The organism is Streptomyces sp. NPDC088197, from assembly GCF_044741185.1.
Taxonomy (GTDB): domain Bacteria; phylum Actinomycetota; class Actinomycetes; order Streptomycetales; family Streptomycetaceae; genus Actinacidiphila.
In genome coordinates, this window is the sequence record NZ_JBIUSD010000013.1 from 86,474 (window position 1) to 102,226 (window position 15,753).

The 15,753-nt window shown below is 73.5% G+C and carries 13 protein-coding genes and 2 pseudogenes; 8 read left to right on the top strand and 7 right to left on the bottom strand.

Annotation, left to right across the window (positions count from 1 at the left end; genetic code table 11):
- Positions 1–273 precede the first annotated feature (273 nt).
- From ACIOC1_RS26935 to ACIOC1_RS26950, 4 genes and pseudogenes are all read left to right on the top strand, one after another.
- Positions 274–1,044, top strand: coding sequence for an IclR family transcriptional regulator (locus tag ACIOC1_RS26935; protein ID WP_355333788.1), 771 nt, complete (start codon positions 274–276; stop codon positions 1,042–1,044).
- Between the two features lie 47 nt (positions 1,045–1,091).
- Positions 1,092–1,859, top strand: coding sequence for a class I SAM-dependent methyltransferase (locus tag ACIOC1_RS26940; protein WP_355333790.1), 768 nt, complete (start codon positions 1,092–1,094; stop codon positions 1,857–1,859).
- A 140-nt stretch (positions 1,860–1,999) separates the two neighbouring features.
- Positions 2,000–2,545 (top strand): annotated as a pseudogene (locus tag ACIOC1_RS26945) (SigE family RNA polymerase sigma factor); the annotation flags it as partial.
- A gap of 197 nt (positions 2,546–2,742) precedes the next feature.
- Positions 2,743–3,672, top strand: a complete 930-nt coding sequence (locus ACIOC1_RS26950; protein WP_401856601.1) for a hypothetical protein — start codon at positions 2,743–2,745, stop codon at positions 3,670–3,672.
- A gap of 278 nt (positions 3,673–3,950) precedes the next feature.
- Here the strand turns inward: ACIOC1_RS26950 and ACIOC1_RS26955 are convergent, their stop codons facing one another.
- Together ACIOC1_RS26955 and ACIOC1_RS26960 are read right to left on the bottom strand one after the other, a co-directional pair.
- Positions 3,951–5,186 carry a hypothetical protein gene (locus ACIOC1_RS26955; RefSeq protein ID WP_401856602.1) on the bottom strand — a complete coding sequence of 412 codons (1,236 nt, stop codon included), beginning with the start codon at positions 5,184–5,186 and terminating at the stop codon, positions 3,951–3,953.
- A gap of 22 nt (positions 5,187–5,208) precedes the next feature.
- A complete protein-coding gene (locus tag ACIOC1_RS26960; protein ID WP_401856603.1) occupies positions 5,209–6,141 on the bottom strand; it encodes a 5-dehydro-4-deoxyglucarate dehydratase in 933 nt (310 codons plus the stop codon).
- Positions 6,142–6,393: 252 nt separating this feature from the next.
- Between ACIOC1_RS26960 and ACIOC1_RS26965 the strand changes: the two genes are divergently transcribed.
- On the top strand, positions 6,394–7,224 hold the full coding sequence (locus ACIOC1_RS26965) for an NAD-dependent epimerase/dehydratase family protein (protein ID WP_391159679.1): 831 nt from the start codon (positions 6,394–6,396) through the stop codon (positions 7,222–7,224).
- Between the two features lie 81 nt (positions 7,225–7,305).
- Here the strand turns inward: ACIOC1_RS26965 and ACIOC1_RS26970 are convergent, their stop codons facing one another.
- From ACIOC1_RS26970 to ACIOC1_RS26980, 3 genes are all read right to left on the bottom strand, one after another.
- Positions 7,306–7,746 (bottom strand): response regulator, encoded by a 441-nt coding sequence (locus ACIOC1_RS26970; protein ID WP_355333804.1) that lies wholly within the window; start codon positions 7,744–7,746, stop codon positions 7,306–7,308.
- Complete coding sequence (locus ACIOC1_RS26975) at positions 7,743–9,539, bottom strand: ATP-binding protein (protein WP_401856604.1); 1,797 nt, start codon at positions 9,537–9,539, stop codon at positions 7,743–7,745. Before ACIOC1_RS26975 ends, ACIOC1_RS26970 begins: the two co-directional genes overlap by 4 nt.
- Before the next feature lie 278 nt (positions 9,540–9,817).
- Positions 9,818–11,029, bottom strand: coding sequence for a SpoIIE family protein phosphatase (locus tag ACIOC1_RS26980; protein WP_355334674.1), 1,212 nt, complete (start codon positions 11,027–11,029; stop codon positions 9,818–9,820).
- A gap of 357 nt (positions 11,030–11,386) precedes the next feature.
- Here ACIOC1_RS26980 and ACIOC1_RS26985 point away from each other — a divergent pair, with 357 nt between their 5' ends.
- Both ACIOC1_RS26985 and ACIOC1_RS26990 read left to right on the top strand, forming a co-directional pair.
- Positions 11,387–12,145, top strand: coding sequence for an alpha/beta fold hydrolase (locus tag ACIOC1_RS26985; protein WP_355333809.1), 759 nt, complete (start codon positions 11,387–11,389; stop codon positions 12,143–12,145).
- Between the two features lie 179 nt (positions 12,146–12,324).
- Positions 12,325–13,551, top strand: coding sequence for a TerD family protein (locus ACIOC1_RS26990; RefSeq protein WP_355333812.1), 1,227 nt, complete (start codon positions 12,325–12,327; stop codon positions 13,549–13,551).
- A gap of 210 nt (positions 13,552–13,761) precedes the next feature.
- Here ACIOC1_RS26990 and ACIOC1_RS26995 read toward each other — a convergent pair whose 3' ends face one another.
- Positions 13,762–14,178 carry a CBS domain-containing protein gene (locus ACIOC1_RS26995; protein WP_355333815.1) on the bottom strand — a complete coding sequence of 139 codons (417 nt, stop codon included), beginning with the start codon at positions 14,176–14,178 and terminating at the stop codon, positions 13,762–13,764.
- 330 nt (positions 14,179–14,508) lie between these two features.
- Here ACIOC1_RS26995 and ACIOC1_RS27000 point away from each other — a divergent pair, with 330 nt between their 5' ends.
- Entirely contained in the window at positions 14,509–15,153 is a 645-nt protein-coding gene (locus tag ACIOC1_RS27000) for an HNH endonuclease family protein (RefSeq protein ID WP_355333817.1), read from the top strand.
- Positions 15,154–15,292: 139 nt separating this feature from the next.
- On the opposite strand, the pseudogene ACIOC1_RS27005 reads toward ACIOC1_RS27000, so the two are convergent.
- A pseudogene (locus ACIOC1_RS27005) lies at positions 15,293–15,625 on the bottom strand (Tat pathway signal sequence domain protein); the annotation flags it as partial.
- Positions 15,626–15,753: the final 128 nt, after the last annotated feature.

The window sequence follows — 15,753 nt, forward strand, 5'->3', positions numbered from 1 at the left end:
CACGACGGCATCGTTCTCTATACTGAACAACGTCTTCAGATATGAATCACCGATCGTCCGGAGCCTACGTCCACGGGCCCGGCCGGACAAGGCGGGCGCCGGGCACGGCGCGCGCACGGACACGCACGACGGACACGCAACGACGTGACGCACGACGGACACGCACGACGAACGGTCACGACAACCGAGCACGACAGACAGACACGACGAACACGCACCACACACGAGCACGACTGAACGAGCACCACGAACGTCTTAGAGGGGTCGTACGCGATGGCTGTTGCCGAGGGAGCCGGTTCCCAGGTCAAGTCCGCGGTCCGCACGGTGGAACTGCTGGAGTTCTTCGCGGGCCGCCCCGGCATGCACAGCCTGGCCGCCGTGCAGGAGTCGGTGGGGTACCCGAAGTCCAGCCTGTACATGCTGCTGCGCACCCTGGTCGACCTCGGCTGGATCGAGACGGACGCCACCGGTACGCGGTACGGCATCGGCGTGCGCGCGCTGCTGGTCGGCACCTCGTACATCGACGGTGACGAGGTGGTGGCCGCCGCCCGGCCCACGCTCGACCGGCTGTCCGACGACACCAGCGAGACCATCCACCTCGCGCGCCTCGACGGCACCAACGTGGTCTACCTGGCCACCCGGCAGTCGCAGCACTACCTGCGGCCGTTCACCCGGGTCGGGCGCAGGCTGCCCGCGCACTCCACCTCGCTCGGCAAGGCGCTGCTGGCCACGTACACCGACGAGCAGGTGCGCAAGCTGCTGCCGGAGACGCTGGAGCCGCTGACCGAGCACACCCACACCGACCGCGAGAAGCTGATCGAGGAGCTGGCCCAGATCCGCGAACAGGGCTACTCCGTCGACCGCGAGGAGAACACCCTCGGGCTGCGCTGCTTCGGGATCGCGATCCCGTACCGCACGCCCGCGCGGGACGCGGTGAGCTGCTCGGTGCCGGTGGCCCGGCTGACCCCTGGGCACGAGCAGATGATCAAGGACACGCTCTTCGACGCGCGGGACCGGCTGCTGCTCGCCACGCGCCGCCTCTGACGGTCGTACGGCCGGCGTCGTAGGGTCGGCGTCGTAGGGTCGGCGGCATGCGCGAATCCGATACCCAGATGTTCGCCCGCCGGGCCTCCTCCTTCGGCGCCGAGGCCGCCGCCTATGCCGCGCACCGGCCCGACTACCCGGTGGCGGGCGTGCGGTGGGCGCTGCACGCGACCGACGACGAGCGCGGCACGCTCGACGTGCTGGACCTCGGCGCGGGCACCGGCAAGCTGAGCCAGTCGCTGGTGGCGCTCGGGCACCGGGTCACCGCCGTGGAGCCGGACCCCGGCATGCGCGCGGAGTTGGAGCGGCTGCTGCCGTCGGTGACGGCGCTGGCGGGCGGCGCGGAGGAGATCCCGCTGGCGGACGCCTCGGTGGACGCGGTCGTGGTGGGGCAGGCGTTCCACTGGTTCGACCAGGAGCGGGCGATGCCGGAGATCGCGCGGGTGCTGCGGCCCGGCGGCACGCTGGGCGCGCTGTGGAACACCGACGACGACCGGGTGGAGTGGATCGCCGGGCTCAACACGGTGACGGCGAGCCGGGTGTCGTACATCGACTGGCGGCCGGGCAAGGGCATCGACCCGCACACCGGCTTCACGCCCGTCGAACACGGCGAGTTCCCGCACCGGCAGCCGCAGACGGTCGACTCGCTGCTGGCCACCGTCGCCACCCACTCCCACGTCCTGGTGCTCGAACCCGCCGAGCGCGAGGCGCTGGTGGGGCGGATCAGGGACTATCTGACGTCCCGTCCCGAGACCTCCGGCGGCCCCTTCGACCTGGAGATCGTCACCCGGGTACAGCGCTGCGCCCTGACGTGACGAGCCGTCAGTCGGCCTGCTGATCCGGGGTTCGCCGCCCGTCGCCGAAGTGCTGTTTCCCGACCTCTGCCCATGGCCTTCCACCGCTGCTACGCTCACGCCGCGCCGTGGCGGGGAGGTCCGGGCAGGAAGAGGTGACCGTGGGCACAGCCATCGGCGACGACGCCGACGCCGCCGCTGATTTCCACGCGTTCTTCGAGCAGCACTACGCGGAACTGGCGCGTCTGGCACACCTGTTGACCGGTGAGGCGGACGCGGCCGACGATCTCGCGGCCGACGCCCTGGTCGCCATGTGGCGGCACTGGGACCGGGTGCGGGCGGCCGACCACCCGGTCGCGTACGCCCGCGGTGTGGTGACCAATCTGGCCCGCTCGCGCATTCGCAGCGCGGTACGGGAGCGGCGGCGGATCGCGCTGTTCTGGTCGCAGCCGCAGGACCGGACTGACGGTCCCGACGTACCGGCGGTGCTCGACGTGCGCGAGGCGTTGCAGCGGCTGCCGTTCCGCAAGCGGGCGTGCGTGGTGCTGCGGCACGCGTTCGACCTGTCGGAGCGGGACACGGCGGCGGTGCTCGGCATCTCGGTGGGTACGGTGAAGAGCCAGACGTCGCGCGGCGTCGCGGAGTTGGAGCGGCTGCTGGCGCCGCGGACGGGCGGCGCCGAGCTGGACCCGGCCGCGGGCGACGGGGTGCGGGCGGTGCCGGGTGCCGCTACGGTGCCGGGCGCGGGTACGGTCCCGGGCGCGGGCGCCCCCGGCGGTGCGGGCCCTGTACCCGGCCCCGCCGTCCCCGGCGCCGCGGGCCCGGTCGTCACCGGCCCCGGCGCGGCGCGCATCATGGGTGCGGCGGGTCCTGCGGCTCGTACTCGTACGGGACGGGGAGTGTGATGGCCGACAGGACCGACAGGGCCGAGCTGCCGGAACGGCTGCGGGACGCGGCCGGGTCCCACCGGCCGGACCGGGAGCGGATGCTGGCACGGGTCGAGCAGGGCATGGCGGAACGCGACATGGCCGGGCACGGGATGGCGGAGCCGTCGCGCACCGGCGGGCGGTCCGACGGGCACGGCGGCGGGACCGGGGCGCCGTGGATGCGGATCGCTGCGGTGACGGCGGCCGTCGCGGGCGCGATCGGCCTCGGCGGCCTCGCGGTCGGCGCCGTGACCGGCAACGGCGAGCCGACGCAGTCCGTGGTGACCTCCGGCGGGCCCGGCGTCACACACTCCGCGACCTCCAGCCCGGTCGGCACCGACTCCCCCGCCGCGCAGCCGCGTTCACCGGCCGCGTCGTCGCACCCGTCCGGCCGCCACGGCGGCACCGGCGGTACGCGTCCCACGGGCACGCCGTCCGGCGGCGCGTCCTCCCCCACCGGCACTCCCCCGTCGTCGGCGGCCACCACCTCGGGCATCGACGGCGGCGCGCCGGGCTCGGTCGAGACCGCGCGGAACGGCACGCTGACCGCGCGGGGTTCGGTGGACAGCGCGAGCAACGACTACTGGACGCAGAGCGATGTGGTGCTGACCACCGGCAAGCCGCTCACGTCGCTCAGCGTCGAACTGCGCGTGGCCCGTACCGAAGGCGTCAGCAGCACCGGTTCGTGGACCTCCGTCTCGGGCGGCACGAACCCCACGGTGACCGTGGAGGGCGCGGAGCTGGTCTACCGCTGGACGCTCGACGCGAACAACACGCTGGCGCCCGGCACGTACACGTTCTCGGGCCAGTTCAACCACGCGGCGGGCGCCCGCGCCACCGGCGGCGACACGTACACCGCCCGCTGGACCGGGCCCGACGGCACGTCGTCGGTCGACGGCGGATTCTGACCGGACGGCTCCCGTAGCCCGCCGGAAATATTCGCGTCATACGCGGCAACCTCCGGTGCCCCGGTGGCGACTTGAGTACGCACAGCCCTCCCGCCTCACCTGAGGGTGACGCTCCGGGGCGCGGCGGTACCCCCATGATCGCCGCGCCCCGGCCCGTCTCGTGCTCCCGCCCGCCCCCGGCGGGCCCGCGCCGCGCGGGCCCGCGCCGCGCGGGCCCGCGCCGCGCGGGCCCGTCGTCGGCGCGTGCCGTCGGCGCGCGCCCGCGAAGGCTCCGTGCCTCAGGCCAGCGCCGACCGTACGGCCCTCAGGTCGGCGTCCGAGGCCAGGCCCGCGTGGTACAGGCGCAGTTCGGTGGCGCCGAGCGCGGCGGCGTGCGCGGCGTCCTCGGCGAGCGTGCCGGGGCTGCCGCCCATGCCGGAGACGACGGTGAGGTTCGCCGCCAGTACGGTGCCTTCGCGGCGGTGCGGCGCGAGCGGGGTCAGCATCGCCTCGCGGGCGGCCGGACCGCCGGCGCAGGGCAGGACGAGCCCGTCGGCGTGGGCCAGGACGCGGGCCGGTTCCACGCCCGCGTTGGCGCCGCAGCGGTACGGCGCCGGGTCGGCGTGCATCAGCACCTGGAAGCCGGGCGCGGCGGCGGCCCGTACGGCGGCCACGGCCCGCTCCTGGAGCGAACCGGCCGTCTGTGTACGCCAGGTGAGGGTGAGCGCCGTCAACTCCGCGCCGAGCAGCCTCTCGATCGCCGGGAGCCCGGCGGCGTCGCCCGGGGCGTCCCCCTCGAAGACGGGTGCCAGCGCGCGGCGGACGGCGGCGGCCACGTCGGCGGGATCGGCGCCGAGCCCGGCGTAGCCGTCCCGGCAGTGCGCGCAGAAGCACAGCGACATCAGGTACTGGGCGGCGTCGCCGAGCGGCACCCCGGCGATCTTGTCGTGGGCGTGCAGGTGGGCGAGGCCGTACCAGCCCAGGGACTCCAGTTCGGTGCCGCCCGCGCCGGGGCGTACGGCGGCCTCCGCCGCGAGGTCCACCAGGTAGGTACGGACGGCCGGTTGGGCGATGCAGGGCGCCCACGGGTAGCGGTCGCCGTAGGCGTTGACCACCGAGGTGGCCGGATGCTCGGCGCCGAGGCGGGAGTTGTGGGCGAGCACGACCCAGGTGTGGACGTCGAGCCCGGCGGCCGCCAGCGCGCGGGCCGCCGTACCGAAGGCGTCCCCGCCGCCGTCCCGGTCGAAATCCCCGGCCCCGACCCCGGCCCCGACCCCGACCCCGCCCCTCGCCCAGCTCCCGGCCGGGTAGGGCCGCAACTCCCTTCCCTCCCAGCGTTGTTCGTCGGGCGGGTAGAGCACGGCGGAGTGTTCCGCGGTGACGATCCGGTGCCGGGGGTGACGGGGGGTCAGCGCGCGGGTGGAGTGGTAGGCGGAGGCGAGGGTGACCTGCTGGACGCCGAGGGCGGCGATCCGTTCGGCCGCCTCGGGGTCGCCCACGACGTCCCAGGGGTAGACGAAGGCGGAAGTCCTCATGGTCGGCACGTCCGGGGCCCGTTCAGCGGTCGCCGAGCAGCGCGAGGCCCTGCTCGATCAGGTCGGCCAGTTCCTTGACGTGCGCGGCGGACGGCTCCGACAGCGGCGGCCGGACCTCGCCGACGTCCAGGCCGCGCATCCGTACCCCCGCCTTGACCAGCGAGACGGCGTAACCCCGGCCCTGGTTGCGGAGGTTGACCAGCGGGCGGTAGAAGCCGTCGATCAGCTTGTCGACGGTGGCGTCGTCGCCGGTGGTGAGCGCCTTGTGGAAGGCGAGGGCGATCTCGGGCGAGAAGGCGAAGACCGCGGAGGAGTAGAGCAGTACGCCGATGCCGCGGTAGGCGAGGCCGGTGAGTTCCGCGGTGGGCAGGCCGTTGAAGTAGAGGAAGTCCTGGCCGGGGAGTTCGGTGCGGACCGCGCTGATGATCCGCTGCATCAGGTCGAGGTCGCCGAGGCCGTCCTTGAGGCCGATGATGTTGGGCACCTTGGCGAGTTCGACGACCGTCTCGGGGGTGAAGACAGCGTTGTCGCGCTGGTACACGATGACATCGAGGCCGGTGCCCGCGGCGAGCGCCGCGTAGTGCCGCAGCATGCCCTCCTGGCCGGGGACGACGAGGTAGGGCGGCATGGCGAGCAGGCCGTCGGCGCCCGCCTCCTCGGCGAGCCGGGCGTACTGGACGGCGAGCGCGGTCCCGTATCCGGCCCCGGCCACCACCGGCACCCGCCCCGCGACCTCGTCCACCGCCGCCGCGACGCACGCGCGGAACTCCTCGGGGGACAGCGCGTGGAACTCGCCCGTGCCGCAGCACGCGAAGACGGCGGCGGCGCCCGCCTCCACCCCGGCGCGCACATGCGCGCGGAACGCGTCGAGGTCGAGAGCGCCGTCCGGGCCGAAGGCCGTCACGGGGAAGAACAGCAGGCCGTCGAGGCGCTCGGCGAGGGCGGGTGAGGTCATCGGGTTCCCCCTGAAGTCTGTGCGCTCATCTGATCCATGTCTATATTCATGAACGCTGCCACGCTAGGCGAGGTGACCTGGGCGGGTCAAGCCGACGGGCACCTCCAAGAGCCCCCGCGCCGCCCGCGCCCACCGCCAGGAACTGTCCATATACTTGAACGTCGTCCATGGACATACCCACGGCGGACGTCAGCCGTCTACAGTGACCCCTGAGGTCATCAGCGAAGCCCCCGCCAGACACGGAGACCCCGTATGCCCGCTCCCCGCACCGTCCTGCTCACCGGCGCCGCAGGCGGCCTCGGCACCCTCATGCGCGGCCTGCTGCCGTCGTACGGATACGACCTGCGGCTGTTCGACGTCCGCCCGGTCGAGGGGGCGCCCGACGGCACGCGGGTGATCACCGCGGACCTGTCCGACCGGGACGCGCTGCGCGAGGCGGTGCGCGGCGTCGACGCGATCATCCACCTCGCCGGTATCTCGCTGGAGTCCTCCTTCGACAAGATCCTGCGCGGCAACATCGAGGGCACCTACCACCTCTACGAGGCCGCCCGCGAGGAGAACGTCCGCCGGATCGTCTTCGCCTCCAGCAACCACGCCGTCGGCTTCACCCCGCGGCCGCAGGGCTCCCCGGTGCCGGACGAGGCGCTGATCCCGATCACCACCCCGCGCCGCCCCGACACCTACTACGGGCTCTCCAAGTGCTTCGGCGAGGACCTGGCGCAGCTCTACGCGGACCTGCACGGCATCGACACCGTCTCCGTACGCATCGGCTCCTGCTTCCCCGAACCCACGTCGGTGCGCATGCTGTCGGTCTGGATGAGCCCGGCCGACGGCGCCCGGCTCTTCCACGCCGCGCTCAGCGCCGGGACCACGGGGCACACCGTCGTCTACGGAAGCTCCGCCAACACCCGCCTGTGGTGGGACCTTTCGGGCGCCCGCGCGCTCGGGTACGAACCGCGGGACGACTCGGAGCCGTTCGCCGCGAAGCTCATCGCCGAGCAGGGCGAGCTGGACCCGGACAATCCCGCGCACGCCAACCTCGGCGGCCCGTTCTGCACGGACCCCCCGATCTGGCCGTACTGACGGACGAGACGCGTTGCGAGACGTACAGGTGGACGCGCGGAGCCGTACGGACCGTGCGCGGACGCGCCGCCCGCGGGCCGCTCAGCGGCCGGGCAGCCGTACCACCGACAGGAAGAAGTCGTCGATCTGCCGCACCGCGCTGATGAACTGCTCCACGTCGACGGGCTTGGTGACATACGCGTTCGCGTGCAGCTTGTAGCTGCGGAGGATGTCCTCCTCGGTGGCGGACGTGGTGAGCACCACCACCGGGATCATGGCCAGGTCCCGGTCGCCCTTGATCATCTCGAGCACCTGACGCCCGTCGTACTTCGGCAGGTTGAGGTCGAGCAGGATCAAGTCGGGCCGCACCGCGTCCTGGTGGGCGCCGCGCCGGTAGAGGAAGTCCAGCGCCTCCTCGCCGTCGCGGACCACGTGCAGGGTGTTGCCGATCCTGTTGTCGGCGAACGCCTCCCGGGTCATCAGTTCGTCGCCCGCGTCGTCCTCGACCAGCAGGACCTCGATCGGCTGTACGGGTTGACTCATACGCGCGGTGCTCCCTCTGCTCCCTCGATGCCAGGCGCCGCCGCCTGGTCAGGTGACTCTTCTGCCCCGGCGGGCAGCGTGAAACGGATGCGGGTGCCGCCGGTGTACTCGTTGTCCACCGAGATGCGCCCGCCGTGGTGCTCGATGATCTTCCGGCACATGGCGAGGCCGATGCCGGTGCCCTCGTAGGTGTTGCGGCTGTGCAGCCGCTGGAAGAGCACGAAGACCTTCTCGCTGAACTCCTCCTGGATGCCGATGCCGTTGTCGGTGACGCTGAAGACGAGCGTGCCGTCGGGGGCGGTTCCCGACTCCACCGTGATCACCGGCGGCCGGTCGGGGGAACGGAATTTGATCGCGTTCCCGATCAGGTTCTGCCAGACCAGGGCCAGCAGCGTCGCGTCGCCGACGGTGTCCGGCAGCACGGCGGGCCGCTCGACGCGCGCCCCGGACTCCTCCAGCCGCTCCGCGAGGTTGTACAGCGCCTGGTCGAGCGTGTTCTCCAACTGGACCGGCCGGTGGTCGTCCTGCGCCCGGCCCACCCGCGAGAAGGCCAGCAGGTCGTTGATGAGGATCTGCATGCGCTTGGCGCCGTCGACCGCGAAGTCGATGTACTGCACGCCGCGTTCGTCCAGCGCGTGCCGGTAGCGCTTCTCCAGGAGCTGGCAGAAGGACGCGACCTTGCGCAGCGGCTCCTGGAGGTCGTGCGAGGCGACGTAGGCGAACTGCTCCAACTCGGCGTTGGAGCGGCGCAGTTCCTCGGCCTGCTCGGTCAGCTCCGCCGCCTGGGCGGCCAGCAGTCCGCGCTGGCCGTGCGCCTCGGCCAGCGCGCCCGCGATACCGCTGCGCATCGCCTCCACGGCCTCGGCCAGCACCCGCAGATCGGCCGGGCCGCTGGGCTCGATCCCGGTGTCGAAGTCGCCGCCCGCGACCCGCAGCGCGTCGTCGCGCAGCCGCCCCAGCGGCAGGCCGACGATCCGGCGCAGGAGCAGCGCCAGGAAGACCATGGCCACCAGGAAGCAGGCCAGCATCGCCAGGAACACCGCGTCGCGTTCGTTGCGCACGCGCCGCAACTGATCCTGACTGTGCTGCCGGTCCTCCTTCAGGTGCGTGTCCTGGATCGTGAACTGGGTGCGTACGGTGTCGAAGCCCCGCTTGCTGCTGTCCAGCAGCGAGGTGTCGGCGGAGGCGGGCAGGCCCTCGCGGGCGTGCTCGATGAGCGGCAGCGCGTACGTGGTGCGCCAGCGATCGGCCGCCTCCTCCAGCGCCAGCAGGTCGGCGGAGGCGCGCTTGTTGCCGCTGATCAGCGGGCGCAGCCTGGCGGTGATCGTCTTCTGGTCCGCGAGGCCCTCGGTGTAGGGCTGGAGGAATTCCGTCGAATGGGTGAGCACATAGCCGCGCACGCCGGTCTCCTGGTCCAGCAGCGCGGTCTGCAACCGCACCCCCTCCACCCGCGCGGGCTGCACCCGGTTGGCCAGGTGGTCGGAGATCGACGTGGTGTGCGCGAGCAGTTGCGCGCCGATCACCGCGAAGACGAGGACGAGCAGCGTCATCCCGCCGAGCACGAGGTTGAACGCGCCCTGAACCGTGATCCGGCCCTTCTCGCGCGGCCGGAAGCCGGACCTCGTCCGGGGGGCCTTCTGCCCGCGAGCGGGTACGGGGGCGGGCACGACGTCGGGCGCGGGATCGGTATCCCGCGCGGGTTCGACGTCCGGAGCGGGTTCGACGTCCGGAGCGGGTTCGACGTCGGGGCCGGACTCGGACCGCGGCCCGGGTACGGGCGCGCTCTCGGACACGGGCCCGGCTTCGGATACGGACTCGGATACGGCCTCAGGCTCGGATACGGGCTCGGGCTCGGACACGGGCGGCGGGTCGGTCGGGGGATGCGGCACGGACGCGGACTCCGGAACTGGCGTGGGATCGGGCGTGGACTGGGCGACGGGCGCGGTCTCGGGAGCGGGCGCGGTCCCTGAAGCGGGCGCGGCCCCGGCAGCGGCTTGAGGCGTCGGCTCCGGCGCGGGCGCCGTGGGTTGCGTCGGCTCCGAACCGGGCCCCGGGACGGGCGGGCGTTCCGTCATGACCTCGCCCGCCATCCCGCGTGCATCACGGCCGCGTCGTCCTCGAGACCGCCGCGCCCCGCCGTCGCCGTCTCGGCCGCGTTGATCAAGGCGTCGACGAACGCCTCCGCGGGCAGTGCGCCGTTCTTCCGGGCCAGCTCCAACAGCCCGTCCTCGCCGAGCCGTTCCGGCCCGTCGCCGTACCGCCACTCGAAGAGGCCGTCGGTGAACAGGACCACGGACGCGCCGTCCAGCGTCTCGGTCGTCACCGGCCAGACGCCCTGCCCCGGCAGCAGCCCGAGCGCGGGCCCGTACGCCGGCTCCCACCACTGGACGTCGGCGCCGCGGCGCAGCAGCACCCCCGGATGCCCGGCTCTGACGATCTTGACGGTGGTGCGGTCGGGGGCGAACTCCAGGGAGCTGAGGGTGGCGAAGACGTGTTCGCCCGCGCGCTCGGCGACCAGCATCTGCTCCAGCATCCCGGGCAGTTCGGCGCCGCGGGTGCCGGCGAGGACGAAGGACCGCCAGGCGACCCGCAGGCACACGCCCAGGGCCGCCTCGGCCGCGCCGTGCCCCGACACGTCGCCGATGACGACGTGCACCGTGCCGTCCTCGGTCTGCACGACGTCGTAGAAGTCACCGCCGAGCAGCGCGTGGTCGCGGCCCGGCCGGTAGCGGGTGGTCACCTGCCAGTCGTCGCCGCGCAGCAGCGGGGTGGGCAGCAGCCCGCGCTCCAGCCGGGCGTTCTCCTCGGCCCGCATCGAGCTCTCGCGCAGCGCCACGTGCGCGCGCTCGATCTGCTTGCGCTGGACGGCGTAGCGGATGGCGCGGCTGAGCGACTGGGGTTCGAGGGCGCTCTTGGACAGGTACTCCTGGGCGCCGGAGGCGACCGCGGCGAGCCCGGCGTCCTCCTCCGACAGACCGGTCAGCACCACGACGGCCGCGCCGGGCGCGTCCTTCAGCAGCCGGGACACCGCGTCCACGCCGAAGGCGTCGGGCAGGTGCAGGTCGAGCAGGACGCACTCGGGCGCGGCGCGGCGGGCCAGCAGCTCCAGCGCCTCGGCGAGATTGCTCGCCCTGACCACCTGGGTCGCGGCGTCGCTCAGCGCGAGGTACTCCTCGACGAGCAGGGCGTCGCCGTCGTCGTCCTCGACCAGCAGGACCGTCGCGGGGCCCGACTGCCCGAAGGAGGCGGGCGGCGCCGTGCGCGGACTCTGACTGTCGCGAATGTCACGAACATCACGGCTGTCACGCCCGTCGCGGGTGTGCGGGATGCCCACCGGAAGTCCGGCCGGAACTCCGACCGGGCCGCTCTGCACCACGTTTCTTCCTCCGCCTTCGGCTGCCCGACCATTGAGATTGCGCTGAGCGTACTTGCCCAGGGCAGGAGCGTATATGCGGGAGCCTCCGGACCCCTGTTCGATCCGGCAACCTGTGCGTCGGGTCCGCCGCGCGACCCATCCGGAACCGTCGTCGCTACGAATGACGGAGGATTGACGGGGTACGTCGGAACGGGGATTCCGGAACGTCCGTTCGTACCTGTCACGGCACGTCGGCGGAGGGAACGGACACGGGTGGAGGCACGGGTGGCAGAGGACCGCGACGGCGACAGCGCACGCGCGGGGTATCGGGGCCTGGTGATGCGGCGTTCCGCGGCGGCCCCCGAGGCGGCGGTGCTGGTGCTGCACGGCGGCCGGGAGCGCGGTATGGGCCGGCCGTCCCGGCTGAACGCGCCGGGGCTGCGGATGCGCCCCTTCGTCCGGGCGCTGGCCCGCGCGACGCGGGGCCGCCGGGTGGTGCTCGCCGAGGCCCGCTACCGGCACCGCGGCTGGAACGGGGAGCGGGCGGACGCCGCGCGGGACGCGGCCGACGCGCTGGCGGAGCTGTCCCGGCGGACCGGCGGGGCGCCGGTCGTGATGGTCGGGCACTCCATGGGCGGCAGGGCGGCGCTGCGGGTGGCCGGTACGGACGGGGTGGTCGGCACGGTGGCGCTGGCCCCCTGGTGCCTGCCGGGGGAGCCGGTGGAGCAGCTCTCGGCGGCCCGGCTGGTGTTCCTGCACGCGGAGGCCGACCGGATCACCTCGCCCGTGGAGTCGCTGCGGATGGCGGAGCGGGCCAGGGCCGAGGGCGCCGAGGTGTGCCGCTTCGTGCTGCCGGGCGGCGACCACGCGATGCTGCGCCAGGCGGCCGTCTGGCACGCGCTCACCACTCGGGCCGTCTGCGGCCTGCTCGGCCTGTCCGCGCTCCCGCCCGAGGTCGCCTCCGCCTTCGCCCTGCCGCCCGGCTCCCCGGACGGCCTCGACGTGCCCGCGACCGCCGGTGACGGGCGGGGCGTGCGGGTGTGAGGGTACGGGGCTGCCGATACGGGTCCGACCGTACGCGACCGCGGGCGCGACGCTGCCGGTACGAGCCGGCGCGGGCGCCGGAATGGGCGCCGGGACCGGGTGCCCATAACGGGCCGGAAGCTGATCTCCGGGTCATGGAACCGCAAACAACAGTCGGTCGTTACGGGGGCATGACCGCTATGACGCCTGGCTCGAATGTGCCGCTCTCCGTGCCCCGAGTGGCCGTGGACGTCGCCGCCTCCTCCGCGCGGCTCGATGTCTCGGGCCTGCTCCTGACCGGTGACGGGAAGGTGCGCTCCGACGACGACTTCGTCTTCTACAACCAGCCCCAGGGGCCCGGCGTCAGCCACCGCTCCGGGGGCGGTTCCGGGCCCGACTCGATCACCGTGGACACCGCGGCCGTCCCGGCCGGGATCGAGAAGGTCGTGGTGACCGCGAGCCTGGACGGCGGCGGTCCCTTCGCGGGTACGACGCCGACGGCCACGGTCCGCAGCGCGGACGACGGCTCGGTGATCGCCACCTTCACGCCCACCGGGCTCGGCCCGGAGACCGCGCTCGTCGTGGTCGAGGTGTACCGGCGCGGCGGCGCCTGGAAGGTCCGCGCGGTCGGCCAGGGGTACGCCAACGGGCTGGGCGGCATCGCCAGCGACTTCGGGGTGAATGTGGAGGAGCCCGCGGCCCCCGCGGCCCCCGCCGCCGCGTTCACCCCGCCGCCGCCCGCGCCGGGACTGCCCAGTGCGCCGCCGCCCTCCGGCGCGCCCGCCGCGTATCTGCCGCCGCCGCCCTCCGCTCCCCCGGCCGCGCCGCCCGCTCCCGCGCCGGGCGCGGGCAAGGTCAATCTGGACAAGGGCCGGGTCAATCTCCGCAAGAACGAGACGGTGTCACTGGTCAAGGCGGGCAAGCCGTTCCTGTCCTCGGTGCGGATGGGCCTGGGCTGGGAGCCCGCCTTCGGCGGCCGGGACATCGACCTGGACGCGTCGGTGATCGCCTACGGTCCGCAGCGCAACCACATCGCGACCTGCTACTTCGGCAAGCTGTCCATCCTCAACGGCGCGGTCCAGCACTCCGGTGACAATCTGACCGGCGCGGGCTCGGGCGACGACGAGACGATCACCGTGCACCTGGGCGGGCTGCCGCCGGAGGTCACCGGTCTGGTCTTCACGGTGAACTCGTACTCGGGGCAGAAGTTCAACAAGGTCGCCAAGGCGTACTGCCGGCTGCTCGACGCGGGCACCGGCGAGGAGCTGGTCCGCTTCGACCTGACCGGCAGCGAGCCGCGCACGGGTGTGCTGATGGCGAAGCTGATCAAGCAGTTCTCCGGGGAGTGGGAGATGACCGCCATGGGCGACTTCATCGACTCGCGTACCGCCAAGGGGATGGTGCGGCCCGCCTCCGCGGCGCTCTGAGGCACCGCGGACCGGATGTGTGCCCTGCGGGGCCGCCGCCGGTCCGCGCAGGCTGGCATGAGTCCGCGCGGACGGGCGGCGGCCCGAGAGACCGGTCCCAGGCGGCGCGGGACCGGCCTCAGGCGGCGCGGGCCGGGCTCACACCGCAGGCCGGTCTCACACCGCGCGGCGGCCTCAGACCACGGGCCGCGCTCGGACCGCGCGTCGGGCTCAGACCGCGCGGATCGCCGTCGCCAGGGCGCCCGCCTCGGCCGGGCCGAGGTGCCGGGCGATGTCGGCCTCGCTGATGATGCCGACCAGGCGGCTCCCCTCGACCACCGGTACCCGGCGGATGCGCCGGGAGGACATGGTCGCGACGACGCTCCCCGCGTCGTCGTCGGCCGCGGCCGTCACCGGGCTGCCGTCCATCAGATCGGCGGCCCGGACCGCGCCCGGGTCGTGGCCGGTCGCCACACAGCGCAGCACGATGTCCCGGTCGGTGAGCACCCCTTGGAGCCCGCCGTCGTCACCGGTGACCGCCAGGGCCCCGATGTCCGCGTCCCGCATCCGCTTGGCGGCCACGTCCAGGGTCTCGTGGGCGGAGATCGTCTCGACGCCCTGATGCATGATGTCGCGCGCAGTGGTCACAGCAGCTCCATTCGTCCCGGGCCCCCGCGCCGACCATAAAGTCCCGCGCGCCGCCCCGCACGGCGGCGGGAGCCGGGGCCAGGACCGGTAGCGGGCGGGCGCGGGGGCGCCGTGCGCACGGCGCTCGGAGGCCGTGGGACCCCGGCACGCACCGGCTCGTGCGCCGCGCGGGCCTCGTACGGGCCGGACCGCCACCGGACGTTCGCACATCAACATGTCATGGTCACATAAAATTTACCGCTGACGGTCTACCCGCATAGACCCGTGGCCGGGACCCTGGTCGGGAACCACCCGTACCGCTCGACCCCCTAGCCACGGGAGCGCTCAGTCATGCCCAAAAACCGTCTCGTGCACGGAATCTGTGCCGCCGTCAGCGCGGCACTGCTCGCGCTGACCGTCCTGTTCGTCAGCGGCGGCCCCGCACAGGCCGCTCTGCCGACCCCGATCGCCGCCTCCACCGCCCGCAGTTACCTGTCCGGCATGACGGCCACCGCGGAGACGCACGCCTCGACGTACGACCGGAATCTGTTCCCGACCTGGATCACCATCTCGGGCACCTGCGACACCCGCGAGTACGTGATCAAGCGCGACGGCACGAGCGTGGTGACCGACAGCTCGTGCAAGGCGACCTCGGGGAACTGGACCAGCCCGTACGACGGCGTGACCACCACCGACCCGTCGACCTTCGACATCGACCACCTGGTGCCGCTCGCCGAGGCGTGGGCCTCGGGCGCCTGGGCCTGGACCACCGCGCAGCGCCAGGCGCTGGCCAACGACGTGACCCGCCCGCAGCTCGTGGCCGTCTCCGCGCACTCCAACCGCTCCAAGGGCGACGGCGACCCGGCCGAGTGGCTGCCGCAGGCGTCGTACCAGTGCACGTACGCCCGCGCGTGGGTGCAGGTGAAGCACTACTACGGTCTGACCGTGGACAGTGCGGAGAAGTCGAAGCTCACGTCGGTCCTCAGCGGCTGCTGAAACGTTCCGGCCGCACCCGGCCGCACCCGGCCTCGCTCGTCACGGCGGTGACGAGCGCGGCCGGGCGGCGGTCCGCCCCTCAGCCCGGCCGCCCCTCAGCCCGGCAGCCCGTCAGCCCGTCAGCCCGTCAGCCCGGCGTCTTCAGGGTCAGCGTGCGGCGGCCGGGCGCGTAGAACCAGACGGCCCCCTCACGCACGAGGTACACCCCGTCGTCCGCCCACCACAGGCCCGTCAGCCCGTGCGCCCGCGTGACCTCGCCCGCCGCGAACGGCGTCTCCACCCAGTCCACGCCGTACACGGTGCCGGGCCCGGTCGCCCGCGACAGGTCGTCCACGTAGCGGCCCCCGGAGTCGATGCACCGGAACGCCTGGAGCACGCCACCGTTCTGCGCCGACGGCGGCGTCCGCCGGCACAACGACGTTCCCGCGGTCAGATACGCGTGACCTCGCTTCGGGTCGGCCACCACGGCCTCCCGCGTACGGCTGACCGGCACCGGGGCTCCTCACGTCGCGCTGAGCACCCACGGTGCCGCCCCCCGGCCAACCCCGGATGAACGGCGTCCTTCCGCGAGGCGGCCACCCGGTTGCCCCCGGCGCGGGG

What these genes read in the sequence shown, in the direction of transcription:
- ACIOC1_RS26935 (WP_355333788.1), top strand. Translation starts at nt 274, where the DNA reads ATGGCTGTTGCCGAGGGAGCCGGTTCCCAGGTCAAGTCCGCGGTCCGC.
- ACIOC1_RS26940 (WP_355333790.1), top strand. Translation starts at nt 1,092, where the DNA reads ATGCGCGAATCCGATACCCAGATGTTCGCCCGCCGGGCCTCCTCCTTC.
- ACIOC1_RS26950 (WP_401856601.1), top strand. Translation starts at nt 2,743, where the DNA reads ATGGCCGACAGGACCGACAGGGCCGAGCTGCCGGAACGGCTGCGGGAC.
- ACIOC1_RS26955 (WP_401856602.1), bottom strand. Translation starts at nt 5,186, where the DNA reads ATGAGGACTTCCGCCTTCGTCTACCCCTGGGACGTCGTGGGCGACCCC.
- ACIOC1_RS26960 (WP_401856603.1), bottom strand. Translation starts at nt 6,141, where the DNA reads ATGACCTCACCCGCCCTCGCCGAGCGCCTCGACGGCCTGCTGTTCTTC.
- ACIOC1_RS26965 (WP_391159679.1), top strand. Translation starts at nt 6,394, where the DNA reads ATGCCCGCTCCCCGCACCGTCCTGCTCACCGGCGCCGCAGGCGGCCTC.
- ACIOC1_RS26970 (WP_355333804.1), bottom strand. Translation starts at nt 7,746, where the DNA reads ATGAGTCAACCCGTACAGCCGATCGAGGTCCTGCTGGTCGAGGACGAC.
- ACIOC1_RS26990 (WP_355333812.1), top strand. Translation starts at nt 12,325, where the DNA reads ATGACGCCTGGCTCGAATGTGCCGCTCTCCGTGCCCCGAGTGGCCGTG.
- ACIOC1_RS27000 (WP_355333817.1), top strand. Translation starts at nt 14,509, where the DNA reads ATGCCCAAAAACCGTCTCGTGCACGGAATCTGTGCCGCCGTCAGCGCG.